Here is a 21667-nt window from a genome sequence, read left to right on the forward strand (position 1 = left end):
GTTCGAATCACCATCGGCGGCTGGGACGTGGTGCTGCTGATTTACCGCTGCAGTTGCTGGCCCTTGGTGTACGTCGCATGAGTGTCACCGGCGACGAGACGCCAGGAGAAGTCGTTCATTGCTGCAGCAGCGGGAGCGTGTCGAGCAAGGATGCTCGCCACGACAGGTGGTAGGTCCTGCGGCATGTCGCCGTGGGAGCACCGAAGGACGTAGGCATTGCGCGCCGCAATATCGCCCCTCGCCAGCTCCGGCGCCCCAACCACCGTGGTGACCAGCCAGTTAACCAACCGCATCGCCGCATAGTCGGCGTCATGGTCAACGTTATGCGCGACGAAGTCACGCTCTGCGTCGGACAGATCGAAGTGAGGCGATGTGGCTAGTCCAAAGTCGATGAGGAAGATTCGGTTGTCATCGGCCCGCATATTGCCGAAGTGTCCGTCCATATGGAGCAGCTCATGGCGGTGCAGGAAATCGACAGCTCCGAAGAGTTCTTGCTCGACCGCCTCGGCCCTGCGCAATGGATGGGCGAGCCAGTCAGCGAGCCGGTCGGGGAGGTATTCAAGAAAGAGCACAAGGCCAAAACTGGCGTCAGCCAACTCCTGAAAGCGCGTCCGAACCGCCGTATCGCCGCCGAATTGAGTGACGACCGCTTCAATGTCGCGGTGCTCGGACACGCCGGGTGGACGGCCCGGGAGCACTCGCCAGTGGTGCAGCAAGGCAAAGGATTCGGTTTCACCGGCGAGGAGTCCTTCGGTGACGGTGAGGTTCGCCGCTAGCTCGCGCCACACTCCGAACCCCGGGCCAGCAAGAGGGTGCATGCCGTACTGGCAGGAGGTCGGCAGGTTGAACAGGTTCGCTGTGCTGTGGGGGTGCGCCAGTTCGCGGTCTGTGATTGGAACGCGCTTGGCGAATACCGGAGTGCCACCGAGGTCCAGCACGGAAGTTCCACGAGTAATAGTCAAATCCTGTGGATGGGCGTGTCACGCGACGTGTTGATCACCGCCTGATTCGTGGTCGCTGGGTCGTTCGATCAGGATGCCGTTTTTGAAGGTGGCGCCGGCTCGGACGAGGGCGACGAGGTGGGGTGCGTTGACTGCTCGCCATCTGGTTTGGGCGGACTGGATGAGCTTGAAGGCCATCGCGACCCCCGCGGCCCTCGAGCCGGGTCCTTTCGTCACCCGTTGGCGCAACCGGACGGTCGCGAAAGTTGATTCGATGGGGTTGGTGGTGCGTAGGTGGACCCAATGCTCGGCCGGATAGTCATAGAACGCGAGCAACACGTCCAGATCATCGGTGATCTTCGCGGCAGCCTTGGGCCATTTCGTGCCGTACTCCTTCGCGAACGACCTGGCCGCGGCCTGGGCGTGCGTCTTGTCCTCGGCGTTCCAAATTTCGGCCAGTGCGGCTTTCGCGCCCGGCTGAGCGGACTCCGGCAGGCAATTTAGGACGTTGGCGATCTTGTGGAACCAGCACCGCTGCTCACGTGTTTCGGGGAACACCTCGCGCACAGCAGCCCAGAACCCCAACGCCCCATCGCCTGCTGCCAGGACCGGGGCGGCCATCCCGCGGCGTTTACACGAGCGCAGCAGGTCCGCCCAGGACTCGGTCGATTCGCGGTGCCCGTCCTCCAACGCGATCAACTCTTTGGTCCCATCAGCGCGGACCCCAATCATCACCAACAGGCACACCTTGTCCTGGGCCAGGCGAACTTTGAGGTGGATCCCGTCCACCCACATGTACACGTAGTCGGTGCCGGACAGGGACCGCTTGGTGAACGCGTCCGCCTCGCCTTGCCACGCGGTCGTTAACCGGGTGATCGTTGCCGGTGACAGGCCATGGCTACTGCCTAGAAACTGCTCCAACGCCGGAGCGAAATCATTCGACGACAGACCGTGTAGGTACAACAACGGCAGCACTTCAGCGACCTGCGGGGACTTACGCGCCCACGCGGGCAGGATCGCTGAGGCGAACCGGGCCCGCGCCCCAGTGCCCTCCTGAATCCTCTTGTCGTTGACCCGAGGTGCCCGGACCGGCACCGCGCCCGCCGCAGTGCTCACCTCCCGCGGCTCGTGGAACCCGTTACGCACCACCAACCGGTGACCATCAACGTCGAGCTGGTCCGCGAACGCGTCGATATACGCGGCGACCTCACCCTGCAACGCTGCCGCAAGCATCTGCCGGGCACCATCACGCACAATCTGATCCAGCAACGACCCGCCCTCAACCACGGCGATCTTTTCGTTACTGTCCTCGCTGGACCCGCGGTTCTCCTGAGCTACCTTGAGCATGGGCGTACCTTCCCGAGCCGGCGCGCCAACGCCGACCCCGATCAGAACTTGCATGGGCTTCAGATCTTGCTCGGGAGGTACGCCCTCTTCACGTCACCTCGCCGAACTCCATCCACAGGTTCTGATCATTACTCAAGTTCCACCACCGACGCCCACTGCACCTCTCGGTGCAGCACGGAGGATCTCAGACAACTCGTCGTCGGTGCGGCTGGCGAGCGAAGCGGACAAGGACTCGTGACGGATGCGCCGGGTACTGAGCATCACGTCATTCTGCCCACTGCGGACATGCGAGACATGGGGCAGAGGCGAGGAGGGCTTCGGGGCGGTCTCCAACAGCGAACGATGCCCCTAGACGTCATGCGGTGAGGACTTCGCCACTGTTGGCGGTAGAGGGGAAGTTCGCCTCGTCACCGGTTTGGGATCCCGTCCCGGTCGCCGATCGCTCAGCGTGCACCCCGCCCATCGTGCTTACCGCCAAGTCTGTGTGGAGGGCGAACCCGGGCACCGACAGGGGACGTGGCGGACCCGGTGGGGTTGTCCGGTCTGAGGCTGACCTACTTGGCGGGGTTCTCGTCCGGGTTCCTTTTGCGTAGGGCACGCTTGTTGATGTGGCTAGTTCGTTGCGGTTGGTGGAGAACGTCCGAGGGGACGCGGACGGCGGCGGTGCTGTTCGCCGATCGCGGCGCGGCTACTTGGATTTTGTCGTCGACGGTGCGCCGCTCGGCGACAAGTTTGCGTCTGTCCTCGGAGGTGCGAACATGCCTGCCGACTACGTGCCGGTCCTCGTGCTGGACTGGCCGATCGGTTTTCCGGCTGACGACTATGGGCGCCTGGTTGGGGAGCTTTCCGCTCCGCTGCCTGATGATCGGGTGCCGCTTTACATCTGCGCGGAGTGCGGCGACCTTGGGTGCGGTGGGGTGACGGCTGTGATCGAGCGAACCGCGGACACCGTGGTGTGGCGTGACTTTGGATATCAGAACGACTACGAGCCGTTTGACTCCGATGACGTGTTGCCGTGTGTTGGTCCAATCATGTTCGACCAGCACGCCTATCTCAGCGCGTTGTCGGGTTTCAAGGACCGTTGGCCGACTGCGGATCGGCTACGAGAATAAGGCTGATGCCGCGGCCCATTGACCGGGAGGCACGACAGCTCGACGGAAGTTCGGCTCCGTCCCCGCAAGTCGAACGACATGCGGCAACAGATCGGCGCCCGATAAGCGTCTGCCGCGCCCGGTCAGCCATCGCCGTAACGGGATCCGTATGCGGGTCGTGTGGCGCCACGGACCCAGCGCACAACGTCTGTAGTCAGTGATGGGCCTCTGACCTAGCTGCTGAGCCGGCAGATATTCCTACACTTGCGGACTAGGGGCTTATCTACCCCGGACGCCTCCGGGCTCCCGGGGGTGGCTCGCTGCAACTTTGTGAGAGAGACAGAACAATGCCGCTACGTGTCGCTCAACCTACCTCGCCTGTTCTGGAGACGTGGCGGGTGATGCTGCTCGGTCGGCTGCTCTTCACAGTGTTCGGCGCTGGGGGGCTACTGCTGTGTATCCCGCCATTCGTCACAGATATGAGCCAGTACCGGGATTGGAGCCTATGGCTTATTTTTGCACTGAGCCTGGCGGCAATGATTCTGCCCTGGCGGTTGGTGGTGCGCCTGCACGAGGACGCTCTATTCACCCAAGGACTCCTACTCAGCCACGTCATCCCAATCGCCGAAATCTCTCTCATCGCCCCCGACTCCAGCGGACTCGGAATTTGGTGGGGTGACGGGCACAACATGACCACCAGCTTCGTCGGCGAACGAGGCCTCCTGTCTGACCTGCTCGGCAACGAAGGCAAAGGCGGGCGGATAGAAGACCGCATCCTGGACGCAAGAGACGCCTACCTGACCGCCCACGGCCTTACCGCTCTTCCCGACCCCACGACGAAGCATCAACAACAAGTCGACGACTTCTGGCAAGGCCGACCACACTGACCGGCAGCGTGATGGCAGGTCTCCCACATGCTCAACGCAAGGTCCGATAGTCCCCGAATGAGGAACGGTTACCGGCGACAGATCGACGTGGGCGTGAGCATCCGACGTGCCGGTCCAGCCATCGCCGTAAAGGGATCCTTGACCGGCGATCAGTTACTGACGGTTCTTCTACCGGAGCGGTGGAGGATGGCGTGATGAAAATCCGACCGGCTACCGCGGTTGATGTTGCCACGGCGCCGGACTGGCTCGAGGGTGTGGATCTGCGTCCGGACCGGTGGCGCGACCAGTGGACTCGCGCGGCCGTTGGCTTCGATGCCGAAACGAAGGCGCTACTGGCGGTGGGGCGGATCTTCACTTCCCGTGTCCACGACGACCGGTACTGGACCGAGATCATGGTGGCACCACCACTGCGGCGACGCGGCCACGGCACAAGAATCGCTGAGCATCTCGCGACCTTGCGGCCGGACCCATGGCCGATGTGCGACCGGGGATTTGTCGGGACCGAACGGGTGCTCTTCTCTCGCAGCCTCGGCGCGCTTCCGTATCAAACGTGCCCTCCCGAGCATGTGCGCACCGCAGACGCAGCCGGACTAGCTACCTCGGGGGCCGTTCAAACGCAGCGCGGTACCGACGTCGGGATTAACGAACTTCGTCGGGCCTGGGTTGACCTGTACGCGTGGATGCACGCTGACTGGTCGCCGGTCGCTGCTGGGTTCGAGGAGTCACTGCTGGAAGACTTTCAGGACGTGGACCTAGTCCACACCCGCGTCGTTGTCGTTGACGGTCAGATCCGAGCCGGTGCCTTCGTCTTTCCCGACGAGCCTCACCCGGTCGTAGTGGCTGAATGCCGCACCCGCACCGAAACCAACGGGTTAATGCTTCTCCGTGCCTGCGTGCGAGACAGCCTGCTGTCGTTATCCGTTAGCAACGTCACCGATGTCGACTTTGACGGCCACGACACGGACCGCCACTTCCGGCCGCTACTTCAAGAGATACCGGCTTCTGGTACCGCTTTCGAGCTCCTGGAGTGGAACTGAACGCGGTCCCACCACCAACTGTGAGCGACCGGTCAGCGATCGGTGATCGGTGACGGTTGCCGTTGTGGGTACGGCCTTGCCGCATCCGTCGTGAGGCGTCAAAACTGGCGAGTCGCGTTGTGGTGCCAGGATGACGCCATGGGTGATTTTTCAGCGGGAGAAGACATCTGGACCGAGAGGCTGGGGAATCTGCGCAATACCGTCCGGCAAGAGCTGATCGGTCGCCACCTTGATGATCACGTCCGGGACGGGGCCAGGGTGCTGGATATCGGGTGTGGGCAGGGTACCCAAGCAATTCGGATGGCCCGCCGAGGGTGCAGCGTCACCGGAGTCGATCCTTCAGAGCAGCTGTTCGCGAGGTGCGCGGCTGACGCTGAGGTTGCCGGGGTCGCCGTGGATCTGCATCAAGGTCACCTGCAGGATTTGGATGCTGTGCTGGGTGACCGCACTTTCGAGGTGGTCTGTGCCCATGGGGTGTTGATGTATCTGGATGATCCGCTGCTCGCGTTGGACGTACTGAGCGATCGGGTCGCACCCGGTGGTTTGCTGTCCGTGACGTTCCGCAACGGTGATGCTTTAGCGTTCCGCCCCGGGTTGAGAGGTCAGTGGCAGGCTGCCGTCGAGGCCATGGATGCCACCACGTACGTCAACGAAATCGGCGTGCGAGCCAGGGCCGATCGCCTCGAGACGGTCACTGACCACTTGATACGTCGCGGAATGAGTATCGAGGCCTGGTACGGCGTGCGGGTTTTCACCGACGCCTTACCCAGTGAACAGAGCGCAGTAGTCGGGCCGGACCTGGAATGGTTACTGCGAGCAGAGCAACAAGCCTGTGCCCGAGACCCCTACCGACGGCTCGCCTCCCAACTCCACGTACTGGCACAACAGCCAGACCCTTCTCAACCCCACGGGCCAACTGCGCGGTAGAGGATCGCTGACCGGGACGTCCTACCTCGGGCGGCAGAGCCGGCACGGCCGGCCGTGCCGGCTCGCGCACGTCGGTCTACCGTCAATCCGATTTTCGTCATACGATATTTCTATGGTGAGCGAAGAGCAGATCCAGCAATGGGCAGACGAGGCCGAGGCCGGGTACGACGTAGAGGAGTTGAAGCGTCGCGGGCGCGGTCGTCCAGGGCGTGGGGCTGAGCCAATGCAGGTTGTTGCTGTGCGCCTGACAGCGGAGGAGGTCGCCACGTTGGATGAGGTGGCCAAGCGTGAACACCTGTCGCGTTCTGAGGCCATCCGGCGGGCTCTGGCCGACTTCGCAGCGTGAAGGTGCACCGCAGCGCGCTCAAACATGGGGTGTCGAGCGAGGACGCAGTGCAGGCCGCCGACTGGCCGCAATGGATCGAGCCCCTTGAGGACGACGGCTGGCCGCATCGTGAGCTGCGGCTCGGCTTCGACACGCAGGCGCGGCTGCTCGAGACCGTTGTGCTCATCTTCGACAGTGGTGAGGAGCTAGTGATCCACGCGATGCCAGCGCGCAAGCAATTCTGGGAGCTCGTGCCCTGAGGCCGCGAGCACTTCGCGCGAACCGAAACCTTGCCCCTAGCGAGACGCCCGCCAGAAAGGTTGTTCACCCGTCCCGTTCGCCGATCCGCTTGCGGACGCGGTCACCGCGACTGTGTTCCGTATAGAGCACCCGAGTGGGACGGTCCAGCTGTTGTGAGCTCGAGGGCCGATTTTGCTGCTGGTGCTCGCCGGTGACGGTTCCGCGTACGGGACGCGATCGATAGTCGATTGTCCAGGTGGCCGAGTCCTTGGTACGGGAAACGTCGAGGCTGGTGTGGCAGATTGAGCGTCGTGTCTGATGGACAGCGTTCAATCGACCCTCCGCGCAGCTGGGGCCCAAGTGCTCGCTCTGGCCAGCGTGGATCGCAGTACGGCGCGCTCGAGGTGGTGTTGTCGCGGCAATCACTGGCTGGGGTAGTCAAAACGCCGCTGGCCGAGCTCGTTGGCCAACTCAGCCTTCGGGTTGAGCACTCGTTCAACGACCAATACGACGGCGAGTTCGCCTATTTCGAGACCGACCACGACACCTTCACGCTGGTGCACTGGGAACCCAGTGAGTATGTCGAGGTCTGGGCATCAGTCTGGCCTGAGAACCCACGGCCCAGCTCTGCGGAATTCCCGGTCGGGACCGAGGAGTTCCGCAGATTTCTTGACCTCATCAACCTGCCATCAGACGACATCTACATACCGCACGGCCTTAGCCCCCAACCCTCGCCTAGCTAGCTAATCCACGATCGTCGACCGGGGTGTCATGCAGCGCGAGCCTGCTGCATGACTTAGGCGCCGAATACCCGGCGATAGGCTCAAATTGTGCGAGATTCTGCTCCTGCCCTCGTCTTGATGAGTGATTACGCTGCTCGCACTCCGCTGTGGCACGCAGACGGCGGCAACCTGAGCGACTTGGCACCCTTGAGGTTGGCCCCTCATCTTGTGCAGGACCTGCTGAACTGGCAGCGGTACTTCGACCAACACTTCCACTTCGACCGCACGACGAACTGGGACACGGCGGAGGCGGCATCTTGGTATGAAGCCCAGGGCCGGATGCTTCACACACGCCTAATCCGAGCGCTGCCTGCTCGATCAGTCACGCTCGATCTGTGGCCTATTGAAGGTGTCGCCCCCGGAACATGATCGGACACAACGCGTGAGCACCGACTCCGTCCCGATAGTCGATCGTTGACTGGGCGGGCAGTAAGCCTCCGGGGCATGGTCGCGTGGATTAGTTGTGGGATGTGACTCGTCGAGTTTCGGGGTGTTGTCGATGGCGTCAAGGGGCGGGTAGGGGCGGTAGAACTACTCAGTCGGGTGCGTAGTTCTACCGGTGTCCGCGTCCCGGCCGGCCAACCAGGATGGACGCCATGGTCTTGTGGATGCGCGGCGCCGTCCGCGCCGGTGGCGTGTTCCTCGTCGCGCTCATAGGAATGTGGGCGTTAGGGTGGCGATGGGAAATGGACGCATCTTTGGCTGCCCGGCCCGCCCTATTCATCGTCGTACTGGAAGTGATCTGGGCCCGGATAGATACAGCGCGCCTGGGGCCCGTTGCTAGCGAATGGGTGTGGGCCCACGCCGCGATTTGGGTGGCTGCGGGAGTCAGCGTCGCTGCCCTTCTGCGGGGCATGCCGGTGATCGTCATCGTTGCGCTAGTAGCCGGCGTTGCGGCAGGTGTGGCAGTACCAGCCTGGGCCGCAGTCGGAGGTGCCCACCGCACGCAGGCGTCGATGGATGGCCCATCGCGGCCGGTGTCTGCTGCGGCCATGACGGTAGTGACCGTTGGCGGGGTCGCGGCGCTTCTGGTAGTTCCACTTGTCGTGCTCGGGTGGCTTGCAACAATCGCGTGGACCGGCTGCTTCATCGAGTGCAAGCAGCCGGATCACTTTGCGGCCGTGAGGTTGGCCGCAGGTGCGGGCGTGCTGCTGATCGACCTGGTTGCCTGGGGCATGGCGGCCTGGCGCAGATTTCCCAGGGTGCTGACAGGCATTGCGGCTGTGCCACTTGTCGTGGGCGCCGCGGCTGTTTATCTCATGAGGTAACGAGATACGGCAATAAACACGCACCGGGCTTCATCACCGAAGTTACGCCACGATGTGTCCGCGTCGGCGTCCTACACAAACTCGCTGCAGCCCAGATGACGATCCATGACCGGCGACGATTCACCGGAAAACCAGGACAAGCTCCAACGGTTAGCGGGCGCGGCCGCACGCGCGTTGAGAGTTAGCCATCAACGGGCTCGTCCTCGGGAGGGAAGCGCCGGTCGAACACGTCGCCAGCTTTCTTCACCGTTTTCGGTCCTGTTGGCGAACTGGCCAGGCTGATGAACGTTCCGATCGGTGGTGGCGTAACAAGCGCTACGCCGGTCAAGACAGCGGCCCACATTAGCCACACCCACAGGACCAATATCTGGCGAGCCTGTTTTCGCGAGATCCGAGGTCGTGCGCGAAACAGGGCTTCGGCGGCGGCGTCGATCGCCGCGGATAGCTGAGCCTCCGCAACGATTCCGGTCTCCGCTGCCTCCAGCGTCGCTGCGTCAAACTCGCCGTGCTCGACTAGCCCCGCCAGCCGCTCGAACCCGGCTGCGGTTGGAAATTCTAGGCGCAGACGCGATAGATCGTTGATCTGCTCCAAGGAGTGGGTGAACTCCGGATTAATCACCAGTCCGGCTAGTCGAGACTGCGCGCGTGCCATCTCCATCAGAGGAACCGCCAGCGCTTTTGCCCACTGTCTTTGCTGTTCTGCAATCTGAGTAAACATCGGTTCTAGTACCAGTCGAACACCCGACTGTTGGGCCATCTGAGCAAAGAGTTGTGGCGCGACCACTCTTGTCGCTGCCTTATTTTGCAGTTGAAAGGCTTTTAGCACAGGTAGCACCTGGGCGGCGACGTCCGCTGCTATCGGCCGAGTGAGCTGCTGCAGCGCGCTTGCGAGTGGGCCGTTGATCTGCTTTTGAAGCTGATTCAGAGAGTTCGTGAACGCTGGTGTGGAGAGCGCGCGGATAAGGGCGGCCTGCTGCTCCTTCGTGAGGTGTGGCTCGTCGTCACCGTCATCGGTCGCCGTAGTTGTCATCACGTCCCGACTGTAGGTCGAAATCGCAGCGTGGAGCGGTTGCTATGCACGGACGCACCGAACCGGGATCCGCGGGTGGTTTAGGAGTGGCGGGTGGTGACCGCTCTTCTAGGATGCGAGGCTTGATGATCATGCGACAGCGGGTGGCAGCACTGATCGAGCGAGACGGGCAGCTGCTCGTAGTTCGTCAGCGGGCACGGGGTCTATTGGGTCGTCACGACGGGGACGTTTATTTGACTCCGCCTGGTGGTGGCGTCGAAACCGGAGAGTCACTGTTCGAGGCTCTGGTCCGTGAGGTACAGGAAGAGGTCGGTCTGGTCGTGACCGAAGCGAGCCTTCTGTCCCGGATCGATCACACAGGTGGCAACACTGCGCTCTTTGAGACCGTCGTTCAGCCCGGGGAACCGGTATTAGGTCTAGATCCCGAAAATGAGTGCCTCTGTCCTCGGCTCGTCGGGCTGCAATGGGTTCCGGCGATACCGCACGAACGTTGGTGTCAGCCGGGCGCGGGATCGAGGCTCAAGGTCGTTGTCTCGGGTCCATCACCGAACGCCGGATGCGTGTCTTGACCATCATGGCCATCCGCCGCGTCTGACAACGCCTTCTTCGAGCATGTCGAGTAGGCGCCCGTTTGCCGATCGCCATACGCCCATCGGCACGTGGCAGTTGCGAATCGGTGCGATCCTGAGCCATGCGGTGGTGGCGACGGGAAGTGATTCGTATGGTCTCAGGTCCTTTGGGCCCGATGGAGCCCGTGTTGTCCGCTGAGGAGCGTGGCAGTGTGACGCCAGCACACCGCCAGCTCATCTCTACTCTCACCCGGAGCCAAGAACTCGAGTGGTCTGGTGTGGCGTTGTTGTCATGCCTGCGGTGGTTGTGCACCAGCACGCTGACTGAGGCGCCCGAGGTGCAGGTGGATGGGGCGTGGACCGATGGGTCCGACGCGTTCTGTGTCGTGTACCGGGTGCCTTACGGGCCCCCGAGGGGGGTCGGGTTTAGGTGTCACCGGGCTGATGGCAACCCGATCGGAACGATTGATTCTGATGGCGACGACTCAGAGCCTGTGGAATTCGGGCGGCAGGTCGCCGATTTCGAGATCGGAGAACCCCTTGGCTCGAGGGTTACGCGACTACGGCGGGACGAGCACGGTGTCGGGTGGTGGGGGTCCTTGGGCGACGACCTTCCTGTTCGGTCTTCCATGCATAACTAGACCCCTTGGTGCCACTCAGCGCATGTTGGCGATCCGTGGCTAAATTCTCAGCCCGTCCCGTTTAGCGAACCATCACCGGCGACGGATGAAGACGATCTGGGCCCCGCGCCCAGATCGCCAGGACCGTCCCACGTGGGTGTCCTATACGGAACACGGTCGCGGTGACCGCGTCCGCAAGCGGATCGGTGACCGGGACGGGACTATCCAACGGCGATGGCGCCGTGGTCCGCGGGCAGCAGTGCGTGTGAGCGGTGGTTTGCTGAAAACAGTTCGACACCGAATCGCTGTTACTGACACGCTGCGGGACATGAGCCCCCGTCCATCTACTTCGCGGCTGGTGGCAGGCCTCCAGCAGGCGATGCCATCGGGGAGCCCGGTAGGGGATTCCGGCATCGTGTTGGAGGTACGCGCTACCGGTAGCGACGCTGTGGTGCTGCTGCGATGGGCTCGCGACCCGAACACCTACGGCGTCCCGATCTCGCTGGATGAAGCAGCCACCATCTACAGCGGGGCCAACGAGAGCATCGAGGAACACCTTTCCGAGATCGAAATACTCCTCATGGAGGAGTTGGGAACTGGTCTGGTGTCCCGGGCCCGGCGGCGGCTTGCGGGAGATTACATCGAGCTGACCGGGCCGGACTGGCCCGCTGACCACCGATTCGCCGAACAGGTCATATATCCAGATAGCGATCAGCTCAGAACATTGGCGTCTGTGACACGTGCAGATGGGATAGACCCGGCGGTCGCGTTGGCTAGCGCCAAGGCCGGGTCACTGGTGGCGTGGGTTGTTGCTTACGAGGACAACCGGCACGGTGGGCCGTACGTGGGCCAGGCGGTCATCACTGGCCACCCCGGTGAACCTGCGGTCCTGCAAATGGTGCAGCTGAGCCAGGACGCGGTACCTCACACGGTCGCCCTCGACCTGGCCCGCCTGGCCGGCCACTGCGCCGGGGAAGCGGGCTACCTCTCAGTGCGCACCAAAGTGGACCTGCCCGAGCTCGACCTGCTCGGCTACCGCCCTAATGAGGACGGCACTTGGAGGGTTGACACCACGTTCTTGAACGAGGACCAAGACCGGGCGAGCATCCTGCTCACTGATGCTCGCCGCGACTCGACCGCGTGGGGCAGCGACCGAGACCTGGGCAACACTCACCTCGCCAAGACCCGTACCCAACGGTGGCTGCACCGCCTCGCTCATCCCCCGGCGGCGGCACTGCCCGATCGTTCGTCATAGCGGATCCCAGGCCACCGAAGCGAACTCGCCCTCCATCACCATAAGCGGATCGTCTTATGGGTGCGGTAACTACCGCTCTGTTGCGGGCTTGATGGTGATGACCTCGCACTTGATAAGTGCGCCAGAGCGTTCAATCTGACTGTCGGCAGTGAGCAGCGCCATCTCGTGGCGTTCCGCAGCGGCAACGTAGATTGCGTCGGCGTAGCGAAGCGACCCTTGCGCGAGGGTCCACGCTCGATTGACATCGGACCAAGGCGTCCCCTCGATCACGATTTCGAGGGCTGCCGCAGCCTGGAGTGCTATCGCGAGATCCGCCAGCTGCAACGGATGGCTCGGCCGGTTTGCGGCTGCTCCGAGGCCAGACATCACCTCGAATGCAAAGTGCCCAGGCGCGAGGAGCTTCTCGGCAGCCGGCACAGCCGCCAGTGCAGCCCGCGCGGCGTCTCCTCGCAAACCGGGATCAGCAACTACGTCAATGACGAGTGAGGCGTCGATAATCACTCCGCTGGACGAGCACTCAACTGATCAGCCCGCTCATCATGTGCTTGATCGACCGCCGCCAGTACCGCGTCCCGCTCGCTCTCGGGCACCCCTGGCTTGCCACGCAGCCGCTCTGCGGTGCGAGCGATCGCGGCTTGGCGCCGCAGATACATCGCCTGAGCGTGGACAGCATCACGGAGATAGCTCTGCAAGGACGCCCCTTGCTCCGCTGCTGCTGAGCGGATCTGATCGAGGTCATCCGGGAGCACGTCGCGAATCAGCACGTTCGACATGCAGCAATGCTAGCAATTTTGATATCACATTTGCAAGCAACTCGCATGATCCGGAGCTTCGAGTCCGTAAGACGATCCCGTTGCGGGGACGAAACCGTGATCCGACAGCAACCCTGGGTGTGACTCTCCTATAACCATGCGTTTCATCGGTGGCGGGGACTGTCTGTCGGGCATGATGGCGGGCGTGGGGAAGTCCAACGGTGACTGGCTGGTGTCAGGGTGCGTCGCACGCGATGAGCGCGACCTGTCCACGTTGGCGACCGAAGACTGCGGTGACTCGAAGGCTGATATCCGTTGATCGGTCGATTGACCTGGTGGGGTGCCTGTCTCTACGGCGTAGTCACGATGGGCATTTTCTTTGCTCTGCAGACCATTGCCCCCAGCGATTCGCATTCGGGATCGCCCTCGTGGGTCGAGGTGATGGGCTCGATTGGGGTCGGCGTCCTGCTTGGCGCAGGATTTGGCCTGCTCATGAGATTCGTCTCAAGTGGCCGACAGGCACCCGCCCGCAGGGTGCAGGCCCTGACCTTCGTTGGTCTTTTTGTCGCCATGGGTGGCGTGGTGATGCAGTTCGCGGCACGACCACAGTGGTTTGTCATCACCGATATCGCAGCCTGCTGCCTCGGGTATCTGCTGTGCTGCACCTTGTTCCTCACACCATTGCGGTACCGCCTGCTGGCCTCGAACAAGATGCGGAGTCCCTCCAGCCAGTCTGAGGTTTAACCTCAGACATATTGATTAAAAGGGACCTTGCTAGGCCCCAAAGACCCGCCCAGGTCAGATCCCTTAGCGGTCCGTATGCCGATCCCGTTACGGCGACGACGAGATCTCGGGTGCAGGTCGGCGTATGTTTCTCCTCGATGATCCGTGAGAGACGTCCGCAAGACCTCGACCGGCTGTGCGAGATCGCGGCGACCCTGGATATTCGGCCGAGTTCGATGTCAGGCAAGGACCCCAAAGCATGGCTCGAGACGGATGCCGTCGAGCTTTCGTGGGTGTACGACATGGCGCCGGTGCACGTCGCGCCGACTCAGAACTTGGTCGGGCACGTGCAGATCTACCGCCCCACCGAGGCATCATCAACCCCCGGTCTGGCCGCATGCGCCCAGCAACCCGCCGGTGAACTGTTGGCCATTGGCCGATTCCTTGTGAAGCCGCAAGCTCACGATTACGGGATTGCCAGGCACCTGTTGAAACAAGCGCGGATGTACATCCAGAGGCAGGGGAAGACCGCAGTCCTGGATCTGAACGCCAACGGCTACCTAACCGCCGCATTCTGCAAGAAATACGGGTTCGTCGAAATCCCCTCAACAGACCCTGCTGTTGCTCCGATGATCTACGCCAGCTGACTCAAGCCGTCAGTCTCCCGATGGCCTCCCGGCTACTGGCCAGCGTTGCGATGTCCCACTCGCCGATCGCTCACCGGTGACGATTCCTATCATGGTGCGACGGGATAGTGGCTTCGGATAGCGATGCGGTTCCAGGCGTTCATCGCGATCGCGGGCCAGCTGATCGCGGTGACCTGCTCATCGCTGAGTGGGCGCCGACTTACTGGTGAATCTCACGGGTCCACGGAGGCCGTCCTCTGGCCATAACCGAATGAAGTGTTCTTGGGGCGGCCAATTGTCTTGTGCAAACGCTTGGGCATCGCCGGCCATCCTGCCGACGCAGACTCGGGCTCGGAGCGGGCCATCGCTGCGCCCAAGGAGGGTGCTGTCTGCGCTGGTGTCGTCACGGACGTAGATGTCTCCGGACATCTCGACTGAAAGTTCTTCCGCGATAGTCCACCCACCGTCGCGGAAGTACGTTTCTAGATCCGCTTCGGCTGGAGAGTCGAGCAGTTCGATATTGAGGCTGATTCGCTGGATTGGTGCATCGGTCTCGATGGCTATGCCATCCCCGTCCAGCATTTCTTGCGGTGTCCAGTGTGAGAATTTTTCTGCGCTCTCCATTTTCATGTCACCACCGTCGCCGTGAACGAAGTAGCACCAGAAGCTAGCTGTGACATCAACTATCAAAAGATGAGCCCTTCCCGCTCGACTGACATTCCCTGGCTAGAAGTCTAGGAGCTCGTGCCTGACGATGAAGAAATTTGATGAGGCCATCGCTGTTCCGGTCAGGGATCCCACAAACGGTGAACCTGCAGGTCAGAGATGCAGCCGCACCTCCTTAGCGCGATGTCCGTCCCGTAACGCCCGTCCGCCTGGGCGTCCCGGGATAGGGGCGTCTTACGAGCACATCAGGGTGCAGGACCCAGACTGGATTGTGAGAATTCGCGCACAGCAGCTGCGTGCCGATCTGCCGGTCAACACGCTGAGTCGATGGAGGGTGGCGCGAGCGACCTCAGATGGATGAACCACGGCCAGTGATTCACTTCAGGTATGCCTACTCACGCACCGCCCAGCCCGGACGCGACCGTTCTCACCCGGCAGGACCGTAGCTGGGGCGTCATCGCCCACCTTTCGGCCATCATCGCCGCCGTCCTGTCGGCGGGTTGGCTGAGCCTGATCGGACCGCTGGTCGTCTACCTGCTGAAGAAGGACCGGCCCGGTGTCCGAGCGACCGCTGCGGGCGCCTTCAATTTCAATCTGGCCTTCTGGGTCGTGTACCTGATCTCATGGGGGCTGATCTTCACGCTGGTCGGCGCGGTAGTGGGCATCCCGCTGCTGATCATCGCGTTCCTGGTCAGCGTGTGGTGCCATCTGCGCGGCGCCATCGCCAGCTACCACGGGCGCCCGTACACCTACCCGTTCCAGCTCAAGGTGCTGCGTTAGAAGGAGGTCAAAAGCCAAGCAGTCGGCGTACAACGGTGTCGGCCAGCATCCGCCCACGCAAGGTCAGCACAACCCTGCGGTCGCGAGACCGTAGGGCTGGGCCCGGCTGCACCAACTCATCCGCAATCAGACCGGCTACCGCCGAGCGACCCTTGGCGGCTAAGGAATCTAGCTTCAGACCGTCAATCAACCGGATGCCCAGCAGAATCTTCTCGTCGTACAGCTGCTCCTGGGTCAGGATCTCCCGACCCGCGCCCGGCGATACGTCGCGTCCCAGCCGGTCCGCATACGCCGTGGGGTGCTTGACGTTCCACCAGCGCACCCCACCGACGTGACTGTGGGCGCCCGGCCCGATCCCCCACCAGTCGTCGCCACGCCAGTAACTCTCATTGTGCGCGCATCGCGCATCGGTCCGGGCGGCCCAGTTACTGATCTCGTACCAGCCGTATCCGGCAGCCGCGAGCATCCCGTCCGCCATTTCGTATTTGAGCGCCTCGTCGTCGTCCTGCGGCATCGGCACCTCTCCGCGCCGGACCTGAGCGGCGAGTTTGGTGCCGTCCTCCACAACAAGCGCGTACGCGCTGACGTGGTCCGGGCTGAGGGCCACCACTGCCTCGAGGCTGCGCTGCCAATCGTCCAGACTCTCCCCCGGTGTGCCGTAGATCAGATCGAGGCTGACTTGCAACCCGGCATCGCGCGCATACCCGACAGCATGCTCGACATTCGCCGGGTCATGAGTACGGTCCAGAGTGGCCAACACGTGGGGCACCGCCGACTGCATTCCGATGCTGACCCGGGTGAAACCACCCACCGCGAGAGTGCGGACGACGTGCGCCGTGACCGTGTCCGGATTGGCCTCGGTGGTGATCTCGGCGCCCTCAATGAGGCCGAAACGATCTCTGATGCCGTCCACCATGCGCACGAGGTCATCTGCGGCGAGCATGGTGGGAGTGCCTCCGCCGATGAATACCGTAGACACCGCCGGTACCTGTTCACCCGTGCTGCGCAGCACCCGGTCGGCCAACGTAATTTCCGAGAGTGCTGTATTTGCGTAGGAACTGACACCGGCACCCGACCCGGGAATACCGAGCTCGGGAAGGGTGTAGGTGTTGAAATCGCAGTAGCCGCAACGCACCCGGCAGAACGGCACGTGCAGGTAGACGCCGAATTGTCGCTCTGCGAGACCGCGCAGTGCCGGCTCGGGAATGCCACCGTCGCTGGGGACGGGTTCACCCTCAGGTAAGGCGCCCGGCACGGCTGAATCCTCTCAATGTTTCGTGCTTGCGGATTTCACGGTGACCCACACCGGGATGATGCCGCGGACCACCTCGGTGCCATCGTCCAGGGACGCGCAGCAGCGTACGTCGACGGCGAACGGCGGCTCGCCTGCCCAATCCTCGGGGTCGGTGCGTGCTTCGCAGCGCACGTCGCCGGGTACCTTGGCCAGGTAGTCCAGCTGGATGCCGCGCGGGATCCACCGCATCCCTGCCGGAAGCGTCGCTTCGCACAACAGCCCCATCGCCGCTTCCAGGCCGTTGGCGATGGCAATCGCGTGCAGCGTCCCGAGGTGGTTCTGCACACGGCGCCGCTTGTGGACGCGCACCGTCGCGGCATTCGGGGCCATCTTGAGGACTTGCGGGCGCACCGTTGCAAAGTACGGCGCCTTGTACATGTAAGCGATCGAGAAGGCCCGCTTTCCAAGCGGGCGGTCAGCGAGACGCTGGTATGTCGCAAAGGTCGACGTCATGACGGTGAGATCACTGGCCGCTAGCGATGCTGGCGGTCAGCGATCTCCGCGCAGCGATGTCGTAGATCGTGCGGCCGACGTCCAGGCCCTTGCGCTCGAACCGGGTCATCACCCGACCCTCGAAGCGTTCGGTGAAATCGACGGGACCGCCAGCCGCATTGTCGAAGGCGGGCTCGGCGCGCAACACCTCGCGCATGACGAATGCGTATTCCTCCCAATCGGTCCCTAGACGCCACACACCACCGGGCCGCAGGACCGTGGCAGCCAATTGAGCGAATTGCGGTTCCACCAGGCGACGTTTGTGATGCTTCTTCTTCGGCCAGGGGTCTGGGAAAAAGACCCACAACTCGTCGATGGACGCTGCAGGCAGAGCGCCGGCGACCAGACTCGCTGCGTCGGCCTGCACGACCCGCAGGTTCGTCAACTCGGCACGCGCGGCCTTGGCGATGGTCTGAGCCACCCCAGGGGTCCACACCTCGACCGACAGGAAGTCCGTCTCCGGATGGGCGGCGGCGGCGGCGACCACGCAGTCGCCCGACCCGGACCCGATCTCCAGGATCAACGGCGCCGTGCGGCCGAAGATCTGCGCTGCGTCCAGTTGAACACCGGGCTGCACGCTCGTGCCGTCCTGCGACAGCGGGACCAGGTAGGACGGACCATGCGCCTCGAAGGTGCGGTGGTGCCGGGGAGGCATCCGACCGCCCCGACGGGTGAACGACCGGTTGCCCGAGACCGGAGCGGTCACTTCTTTGCCTTGTCCGCCGAGCCGTCCTGGGACAGTGCGGCGATGAACGCCTCCTGCGGCACCTCCACCGATCCGACCATCTTCATTCGCTTCTTGCCTTCTTTTTGCTTCTCCAGCAGCTTGCGCTTCCGGCTGATGTCGCCGCCGTAGCACTTCGCGAGGACGTCCTTGCGGATCGCGCGGATCGTCTCCCGGGCGATCACCCGGGCTCCGATCGCTGCCTGAATGGGCACCTCGTACTGCTGGCGCGGGATGAGTTCTTTGAGCTTGCCCACCATCATCACGCCGTAGGCATATGACTTGTCGCGGTGCACGATCGTGCTGAAAGCGTCGACCATGTCGCCCTGCAGCAGCACATCGACCTTGACCAGGTCGGCGTCCTGCTCACCGTCGGGCTCGTAGTCCAGCGAGGCGTATCCGCGGGTCTTGGACTTCAGCGCGTCGAAAAAGTCGAACACGATCTCGGCCAGCGGCAGCGTGTAGCGCATCTCGACCCGCTCGGGCGAGAGGTAGTCCATCCCGCGCAACGTGCCGCGCCGCGTCTGACACAACTCCATGATCGCGCCGATGAATTCACTCGGTGCCAGCACTGTCGCCCGCACGATCGGCTCGGTGATCGCGCTGACCTTACCTTCGGGGAACTCACTCGGGTTGGTGACGGTTTCGACACGTCCGTCGTCCAGTCGCACCTGGTAGACCACGCTGGGCAGCGTCGAGATCAGGTCGAGATCGAACTCGCGCTCCAGCCTCTCGCGGACGATCTCCAGGTGCAGCATCCCCAGGAAGCCGATGCGGAAACCGAAGCCCAGCGCCACCGATGTCTCAGGCTCGTAGACCAGGGCTGCATCGTTCAGCTTGAGCCGGTCCAACGCGTCGCGCAGTATCGGGTAGTCAGAACCGTCGATGGGGTAGAGCCCGGAAAAGACCATCGGCTTGGGGTCGCGGTACCCACCCAGCGCTTCGACCGCACCCGTCCGCGACGTGGTGACCGTGTCGCCGACGCGGGATTGGCGGACGTCCTTCACACCCGTGATCAGGTAGCCGACCTCACCGACGCCCAGCCCCTTGGCCGGAACCGGCTCCGGTGAGATGACACCGATCTCGAGCAGTTCGTGCGTTGCCTTCGTGGACATCATGGTGATCCGCTCGCGCGGGTGCAGCGCGCCGTCGACGACCCGCACATAGGTCACGACACCGCGGTAGGTGTCGTAGACGGAGTCGAAGATGATCGCCCGCGCGGGGCCGTCGGCGTTACCGGTCGGAGCGGGCAGCTGGGCCACGATCTGGTCCAGTAGCGGCTCGACACCGACACCGGACTTGCCGGACACCAGCAGGCAGTCCGAGGGCTCGCAGCCGATCAGCCCGGCGAGTTCCTCGGCGTACTTCTCCGGCTGAGCAGCAGGCAGGTCGATCTTGTTCAGCACCGGGATGATCGCGAGGTCGTTCTCCATCGCGAGGTAGAGATTTGCGAGGGTCTGCGCCTCGATGCCCTGCGCGGCATCCACCAGCAGCACCGCACCCTCGCAGGCAGCCAGCGAGCGGGAAACCTCGTAGGTGAAGTCGACGTGCCCAGGAGTGTCGATCATGTTGAGGCAGTAGACGATTTCGGAACCGTCGGCTGCCGTGGTCGCCCACGGCATCCGGACCGCCTGGCTCTTGATGGTGATGCCGCGCTCGCGCTCGATATCCATCCGGTCCAGGTACTGCGCCCGCATCGCCCGGGGATCCACGACGCCGGTCATCTGCAACATCCGGTCCGCCAGGGTCGACTTGCCGTGGTCGATGTGCGCGATGATGCAGAAGTTGCGGATCAGGTCCGGCGGTGTCGCCGCAGGTTGCAGCGCGTTGCGGGCCATGGGTGACACGTGTGGGGTCCTTGCGGTGGGGAAGGGGTTTGGGCGGGTCGGTCCTCATCTTCCCACGTCAGGAGACCTGACCGACCGCCTCCTCGCGACGGCCGAGGCTGCTGGGTGCCGCTCTACGCCGCCCGAGGAATGCCGACACGGCGGTGATCAGGATGCCGCCGATGGCCAGGAACGCGCCCACCCGGCTGGGCCACTCGTACCCCAGCCCCTGAGACAGCACCACTCCCCCGACCCATGCGCCGAGCGCATTGGCCATGTTGAGAGTCGAGTGGTTCAACGCTGCAGCGAGCGCCTGCCCGTCGTGCGCGACATCCATGAGGCGGGTCTGCAGCATCGGCACGAGCAGGGTGCCGACGAAACCCAGCAGGAACACGGCCAGAACTGCACCGGGCACCGTGTGCATCATCGGTCCGAAGACGAGCAGCAGCGCCGTGATCAGGACGAGCGACACCATGATCCCGCGCAACAGGCCGATCCGCGCGACCCTGCCACTGGCGAAGGCTCCGAGTGTCATCCCGATGCCGTAGCAGACCAGGAAGAACGGTACGAGCTCGTCGCGGACGCCGGTGAGCTGCGTGAGGGTCGGCGCGATATAGGAGAAAGTGGCGAACATCCCACCGAAGCCGACCGTGCCGATACCGAGCGCCAACCAGACCTGCGGGAGGCGTAAGGCTCGCAGCTCCGAACCTGCCGTCGCGCCCACCGGACGCCCCGACCTGGGGATAAAACGCAGCACCGCGAGCACCGTCAACACAGCGATCACCGCCACCACTGCGTATGGCCACTCCCAGCCGAACTGCTGCCCGATGATCGTCAGGGCGGGCACCCCGACGATATTCGCGACCGTCAGCCCGGTAAGAATCATCGCTACCGCCCAGGTCCGGCGGTGTTTTTCCACGAACCCGGCACCGAGCAGGGATGCGATCCCGAAGAAGGCACCGTGCGGCAGCCCGGACAGAAAGCGCGCAACGAGCAGGGTGGGGAAGTTCGGGGCGAGCGCAGATGCGGTATTGAAGAGTGCGAATGCAATCATCAACGCGACCAGCAGACCTTTGCGCGGCAGCTTCGCGGCGAACGTGGTGATTGTCGGGGCCCCGACAACTACCCCGAGCGCATACGCGGACACGACGTAACCGGCCTTCGGGATGCTGACATGGACCCCGTCGGCGATCTGGGGCAGTAGCCCCAGCGTGACGAACTCAGTGGTGCCGATCGCGAATCCGCCCAGCGCCAACGAACCCAGCGCTGCATACAGGGTGGAGCCGCGCAGCGGGATATCGGTCACTGTCACCATGGTGGCTGCCCGGCGGTCGCAGGACAAATGCGCCGAGGCGTACTTCGCAAGACAGTCTCCGATCCGGACAAAATTGCTCAGCTGACCAATTCCGATGCTGGCGACGGGACGTGTGAACGCAGCAGGAATGCAAGCCCCCCGTCCGGATCG

The 21667-nt window shown here is 63.3% G+C and carries 23 protein-coding genes; 12 read left to right on the forward strand and 11 right to left on the reverse strand.

Features of this window, described 5'->3' with window-relative positions; genetic code table 11:
- Window positions 1-41 precede the first annotated feature (41 nt).
- Together V3G39_13875 and V3G39_13880 are read right to left on the reverse strand one after the other, a co-directional pair.
- Window positions 42-938, reverse strand: a complete 897-nt coding sequence (locus V3G39_13875; protein ID XAS75733.1) for a serine/threonine protein phosphatase — start codon at window positions 936-938, stop codon at window positions 42-44.
- A gap of 42 nt (window positions 939-980) precedes the next feature.
- The gene (locus tag V3G39_13880) at window positions 981-2288 is read right to left on the reverse strand and encodes an IS256 family transposase (protein ID XAS75734.1); all 1308 of its coding nucleotides are present in this window, start codon (window positions 2286-2288) and stop codon (window positions 981-983) included.
- Window positions 2289-2896: 608 nt separating this feature from the next.
- On the opposite strand from V3G39_13880, the gene V3G39_13885 reads away from it, so the two are divergent.
- The 7 genes from V3G39_13885 to V3G39_13915 all read left to right on the forward strand — a co-directional run bounded on the left by V3G39_13885 (window position 2897) and on the right by V3G39_13915 (window position 8845).
- Window positions 2897-3400 carry a hypothetical protein gene (locus V3G39_13885; protein XAS75735.1) on the forward strand — a complete coding sequence of 168 codons (504 nt, stop codon included), beginning with the start codon at window positions 2897-2899 and terminating at the stop codon, window positions 3398-3400.
- A gap of 377 nt (window positions 3401-3777) precedes the next feature.
- Entirely contained in the window at window positions 3778-4266 is a 489-nt protein-coding gene (locus V3G39_13890) for a hypothetical protein (GenBank protein ID XAS75736.1), read from the forward strand.
- Between the two features lie 194 nt (window positions 4267-4460).
- Entirely contained in the window at window positions 4461-5303 is an 843-nt protein-coding gene (locus tag V3G39_13895; GenBank protein XAS75737.1) for a GNAT family N-acetyltransferase, read from the forward strand.
- Between the two features lie 138 nt (window positions 5304-5441).
- Window positions 5442-6230, forward strand: coding sequence for a methyltransferase domain-containing protein (locus tag V3G39_13900; protein ID XAS75738.1), 789 nt, complete (start codon window positions 5442-5444; stop codon window positions 6228-6230).
- Window positions 6231-6342: 112 nt separating this feature from the next.
- Entirely contained in the window at window positions 6343-6576 is a 234-nt protein-coding gene (locus tag V3G39_13905; protein XAS75739.1) for a ribbon-helix-helix domain-containing protein, read from the forward strand.
- Window positions 6573-6815 (forward strand): toxin, encoded by a 243-nt coding sequence (locus tag V3G39_13910; GenBank protein XAS75740.1) that lies wholly within the window; start codon window positions 6573-6575, stop codon window positions 6813-6815. The genes V3G39_13905 and V3G39_13910 overlap by 4 nt, the downstream gene beginning before the upstream one ends.
- A gap of 1358 nt (window positions 6816-8173) precedes the next feature.
- Window positions 8174-8845, forward strand: coding sequence for a hypothetical protein (locus tag V3G39_13915; GenBank protein XAS75741.1), 672 nt, complete (start codon window positions 8174-8176; stop codon window positions 8843-8845).
- A gap of 181 nt (window positions 8846-9026) precedes the next feature.
- Here the strand turns inward: V3G39_13915 and V3G39_13920 are convergent, their stop codons facing one another.
- A complete protein-coding gene (locus tag V3G39_13920; GenBank protein ID XAS75742.1) occupies window positions 9027-9878 on the reverse strand; it encodes a hypothetical protein in 852 nt (283 codons plus the stop codon).
- A gap of 1514 nt (window positions 9879-11392) precedes the next feature.
- Here V3G39_13920 and V3G39_13925 point away from each other — a divergent pair.
- The gene (locus tag V3G39_13925; protein ID XAS75743.1) at window positions 11393-12319 is read left to right on the forward strand and encodes a hypothetical protein; all 927 of its coding nucleotides are present in this window, start codon (window positions 11393-11395) and stop codon (window positions 12317-12319) included.
- Window positions 12320-12388: 69 nt separating this feature from the next.
- On the opposite strand, the gene V3G39_13930 is transcribed toward V3G39_13925, so the two are convergent.
- Entirely contained in the window at window positions 12389-12820 is a 432-nt protein-coding gene (locus tag V3G39_13930; GenBank protein ID XAS75744.1) for a PIN domain-containing protein, read from the reverse strand.
- Window positions 12817-13092, reverse strand: a complete 276-nt coding sequence (locus tag V3G39_13935) for a hypothetical protein (protein XAS75745.1) — start codon at window positions 13090-13092, stop codon at window positions 12817-12819. Before V3G39_13935 ends, V3G39_13930 begins: the two co-directional genes overlap by 4 nt.
- Window positions 13093-13228: 136 nt before the next feature.
- Between V3G39_13935 and V3G39_13940 the strand changes: the two genes are divergently transcribed.
- The 3 genes from V3G39_13940 to V3G39_13950 all read left to right on the forward strand — a co-directional run bounded on the left by V3G39_13940 (window position 13229) and on the right by V3G39_13950 (window position 14441).
- On the forward strand, window positions 13229-13390 hold the full coding sequence (locus V3G39_13940; protein ID XAS75746.1) for a hypothetical protein: 162 nt from the start codon (window positions 13229-13231) through the stop codon (window positions 13388-13390).
- The gene (locus V3G39_13945) at window positions 13387-13815 is read left to right on the forward strand and encodes a hypothetical protein (GenBank protein ID XAS75747.1); all 429 of its coding nucleotides are present in this window, start codon (window positions 13387-13389) and stop codon (window positions 13813-13815) included. The genes V3G39_13940 and V3G39_13945 overlap by 4 nt, the downstream gene beginning before the upstream one ends.
- A gap of 137 nt (window positions 13816-13952) precedes the next feature.
- Window positions 13953-14441, forward strand: coding sequence for a GNAT family N-acetyltransferase (locus tag V3G39_13950; protein XAS75748.1), 489 nt, complete (start codon window positions 13953-13955; stop codon window positions 14439-14441).
- 177 nt (window positions 14442-14618) lie between these two features.
- Here V3G39_13950 and V3G39_13955 read toward each other — a convergent pair whose 3' ends face one another.
- Window positions 14619-15050, reverse strand: a complete 432-nt coding sequence (locus tag V3G39_13955; protein ID XAS75749.1) for a hypothetical protein — start codon at window positions 15048-15050, stop codon at window positions 14619-14621.
- Between the two features lie 423 nt (window positions 15051-15473).
- On the opposite strand from V3G39_13955, the gene V3G39_13960 reads away from it, so the two are divergent.
- On the forward strand, window positions 15474-15866 hold the full coding sequence (locus V3G39_13960) for a DUF4870 domain-containing protein (GenBank protein XAS75750.1): 393 nt from the start codon (window positions 15474-15476) through the stop codon (window positions 15864-15866).
- A gap of 7 nt (window positions 15867-15873) precedes the next feature.
- Here V3G39_13960 and hemW read toward each other — a convergent pair whose 3' ends face one another.
- From hemW to V3G39_13985, 5 genes are all read right to left on the reverse strand, one after another.
- Window positions 15874-17121 (reverse strand): radical SAM family heme chaperone HemW, encoded by a 1248-nt coding sequence (gene hemW, locus V3G39_13965; protein XAS75751.1) that lies wholly within the window; start codon window positions 17119-17121, stop codon window positions 15874-15876.
- A gap of 12 nt (window positions 17122-17133) precedes the next feature.
- Window positions 17134-17613: a hotdog fold domain-containing protein gene (locus V3G39_13970; GenBank protein ID XAS75752.1), complete on the reverse strand. Its 480-nt coding sequence runs from the start codon at window positions 17611-17613 to the stop codon at window positions 17134-17136.
- 10 nt (window positions 17614-17623) lie between these two features.
- Window positions 17624-18358 carry a tRNA (guanosine(46)-N7)-methyltransferase TrmB gene (gene trmB / locus V3G39_13975; GenBank protein ID XAS75753.1) on the reverse strand — a complete coding sequence of 245 codons (735 nt, stop codon included), beginning with the start codon at window positions 18356-18358 and terminating at the stop codon, window positions 17624-17626.
- Window positions 18355-20214 (reverse strand): translation elongation factor 4, encoded by a 1860-nt coding sequence (gene lepA, locus V3G39_13980; protein XAS78244.1) that lies wholly within the window; start codon window positions 20212-20214, stop codon window positions 18355-18357. The genes trmB and lepA overlap by 4 nt, the downstream gene beginning before the upstream one ends.
- A 67-nt stretch (window positions 20215-20281) precedes the next feature.
- On the reverse strand, window positions 20282-21517 hold the full coding sequence (locus V3G39_13985; GenBank protein XAS75754.1) for an MFS transporter: 1236 nt from the start codon (window positions 21515-21517) through the stop codon (window positions 20282-20284).
- Between the last annotated feature and the right edge of the window lie 150 nt (window positions 21518-21667).

Source organism: Dermatophilaceae bacterium Sec6.4 (assembly GCA_039636865.1).
Taxonomy (GTDB): Bacteria; Actinomycetota; Actinomycetes; order Actinomycetales; family Dermatophilaceae; genus Allobranchiibius.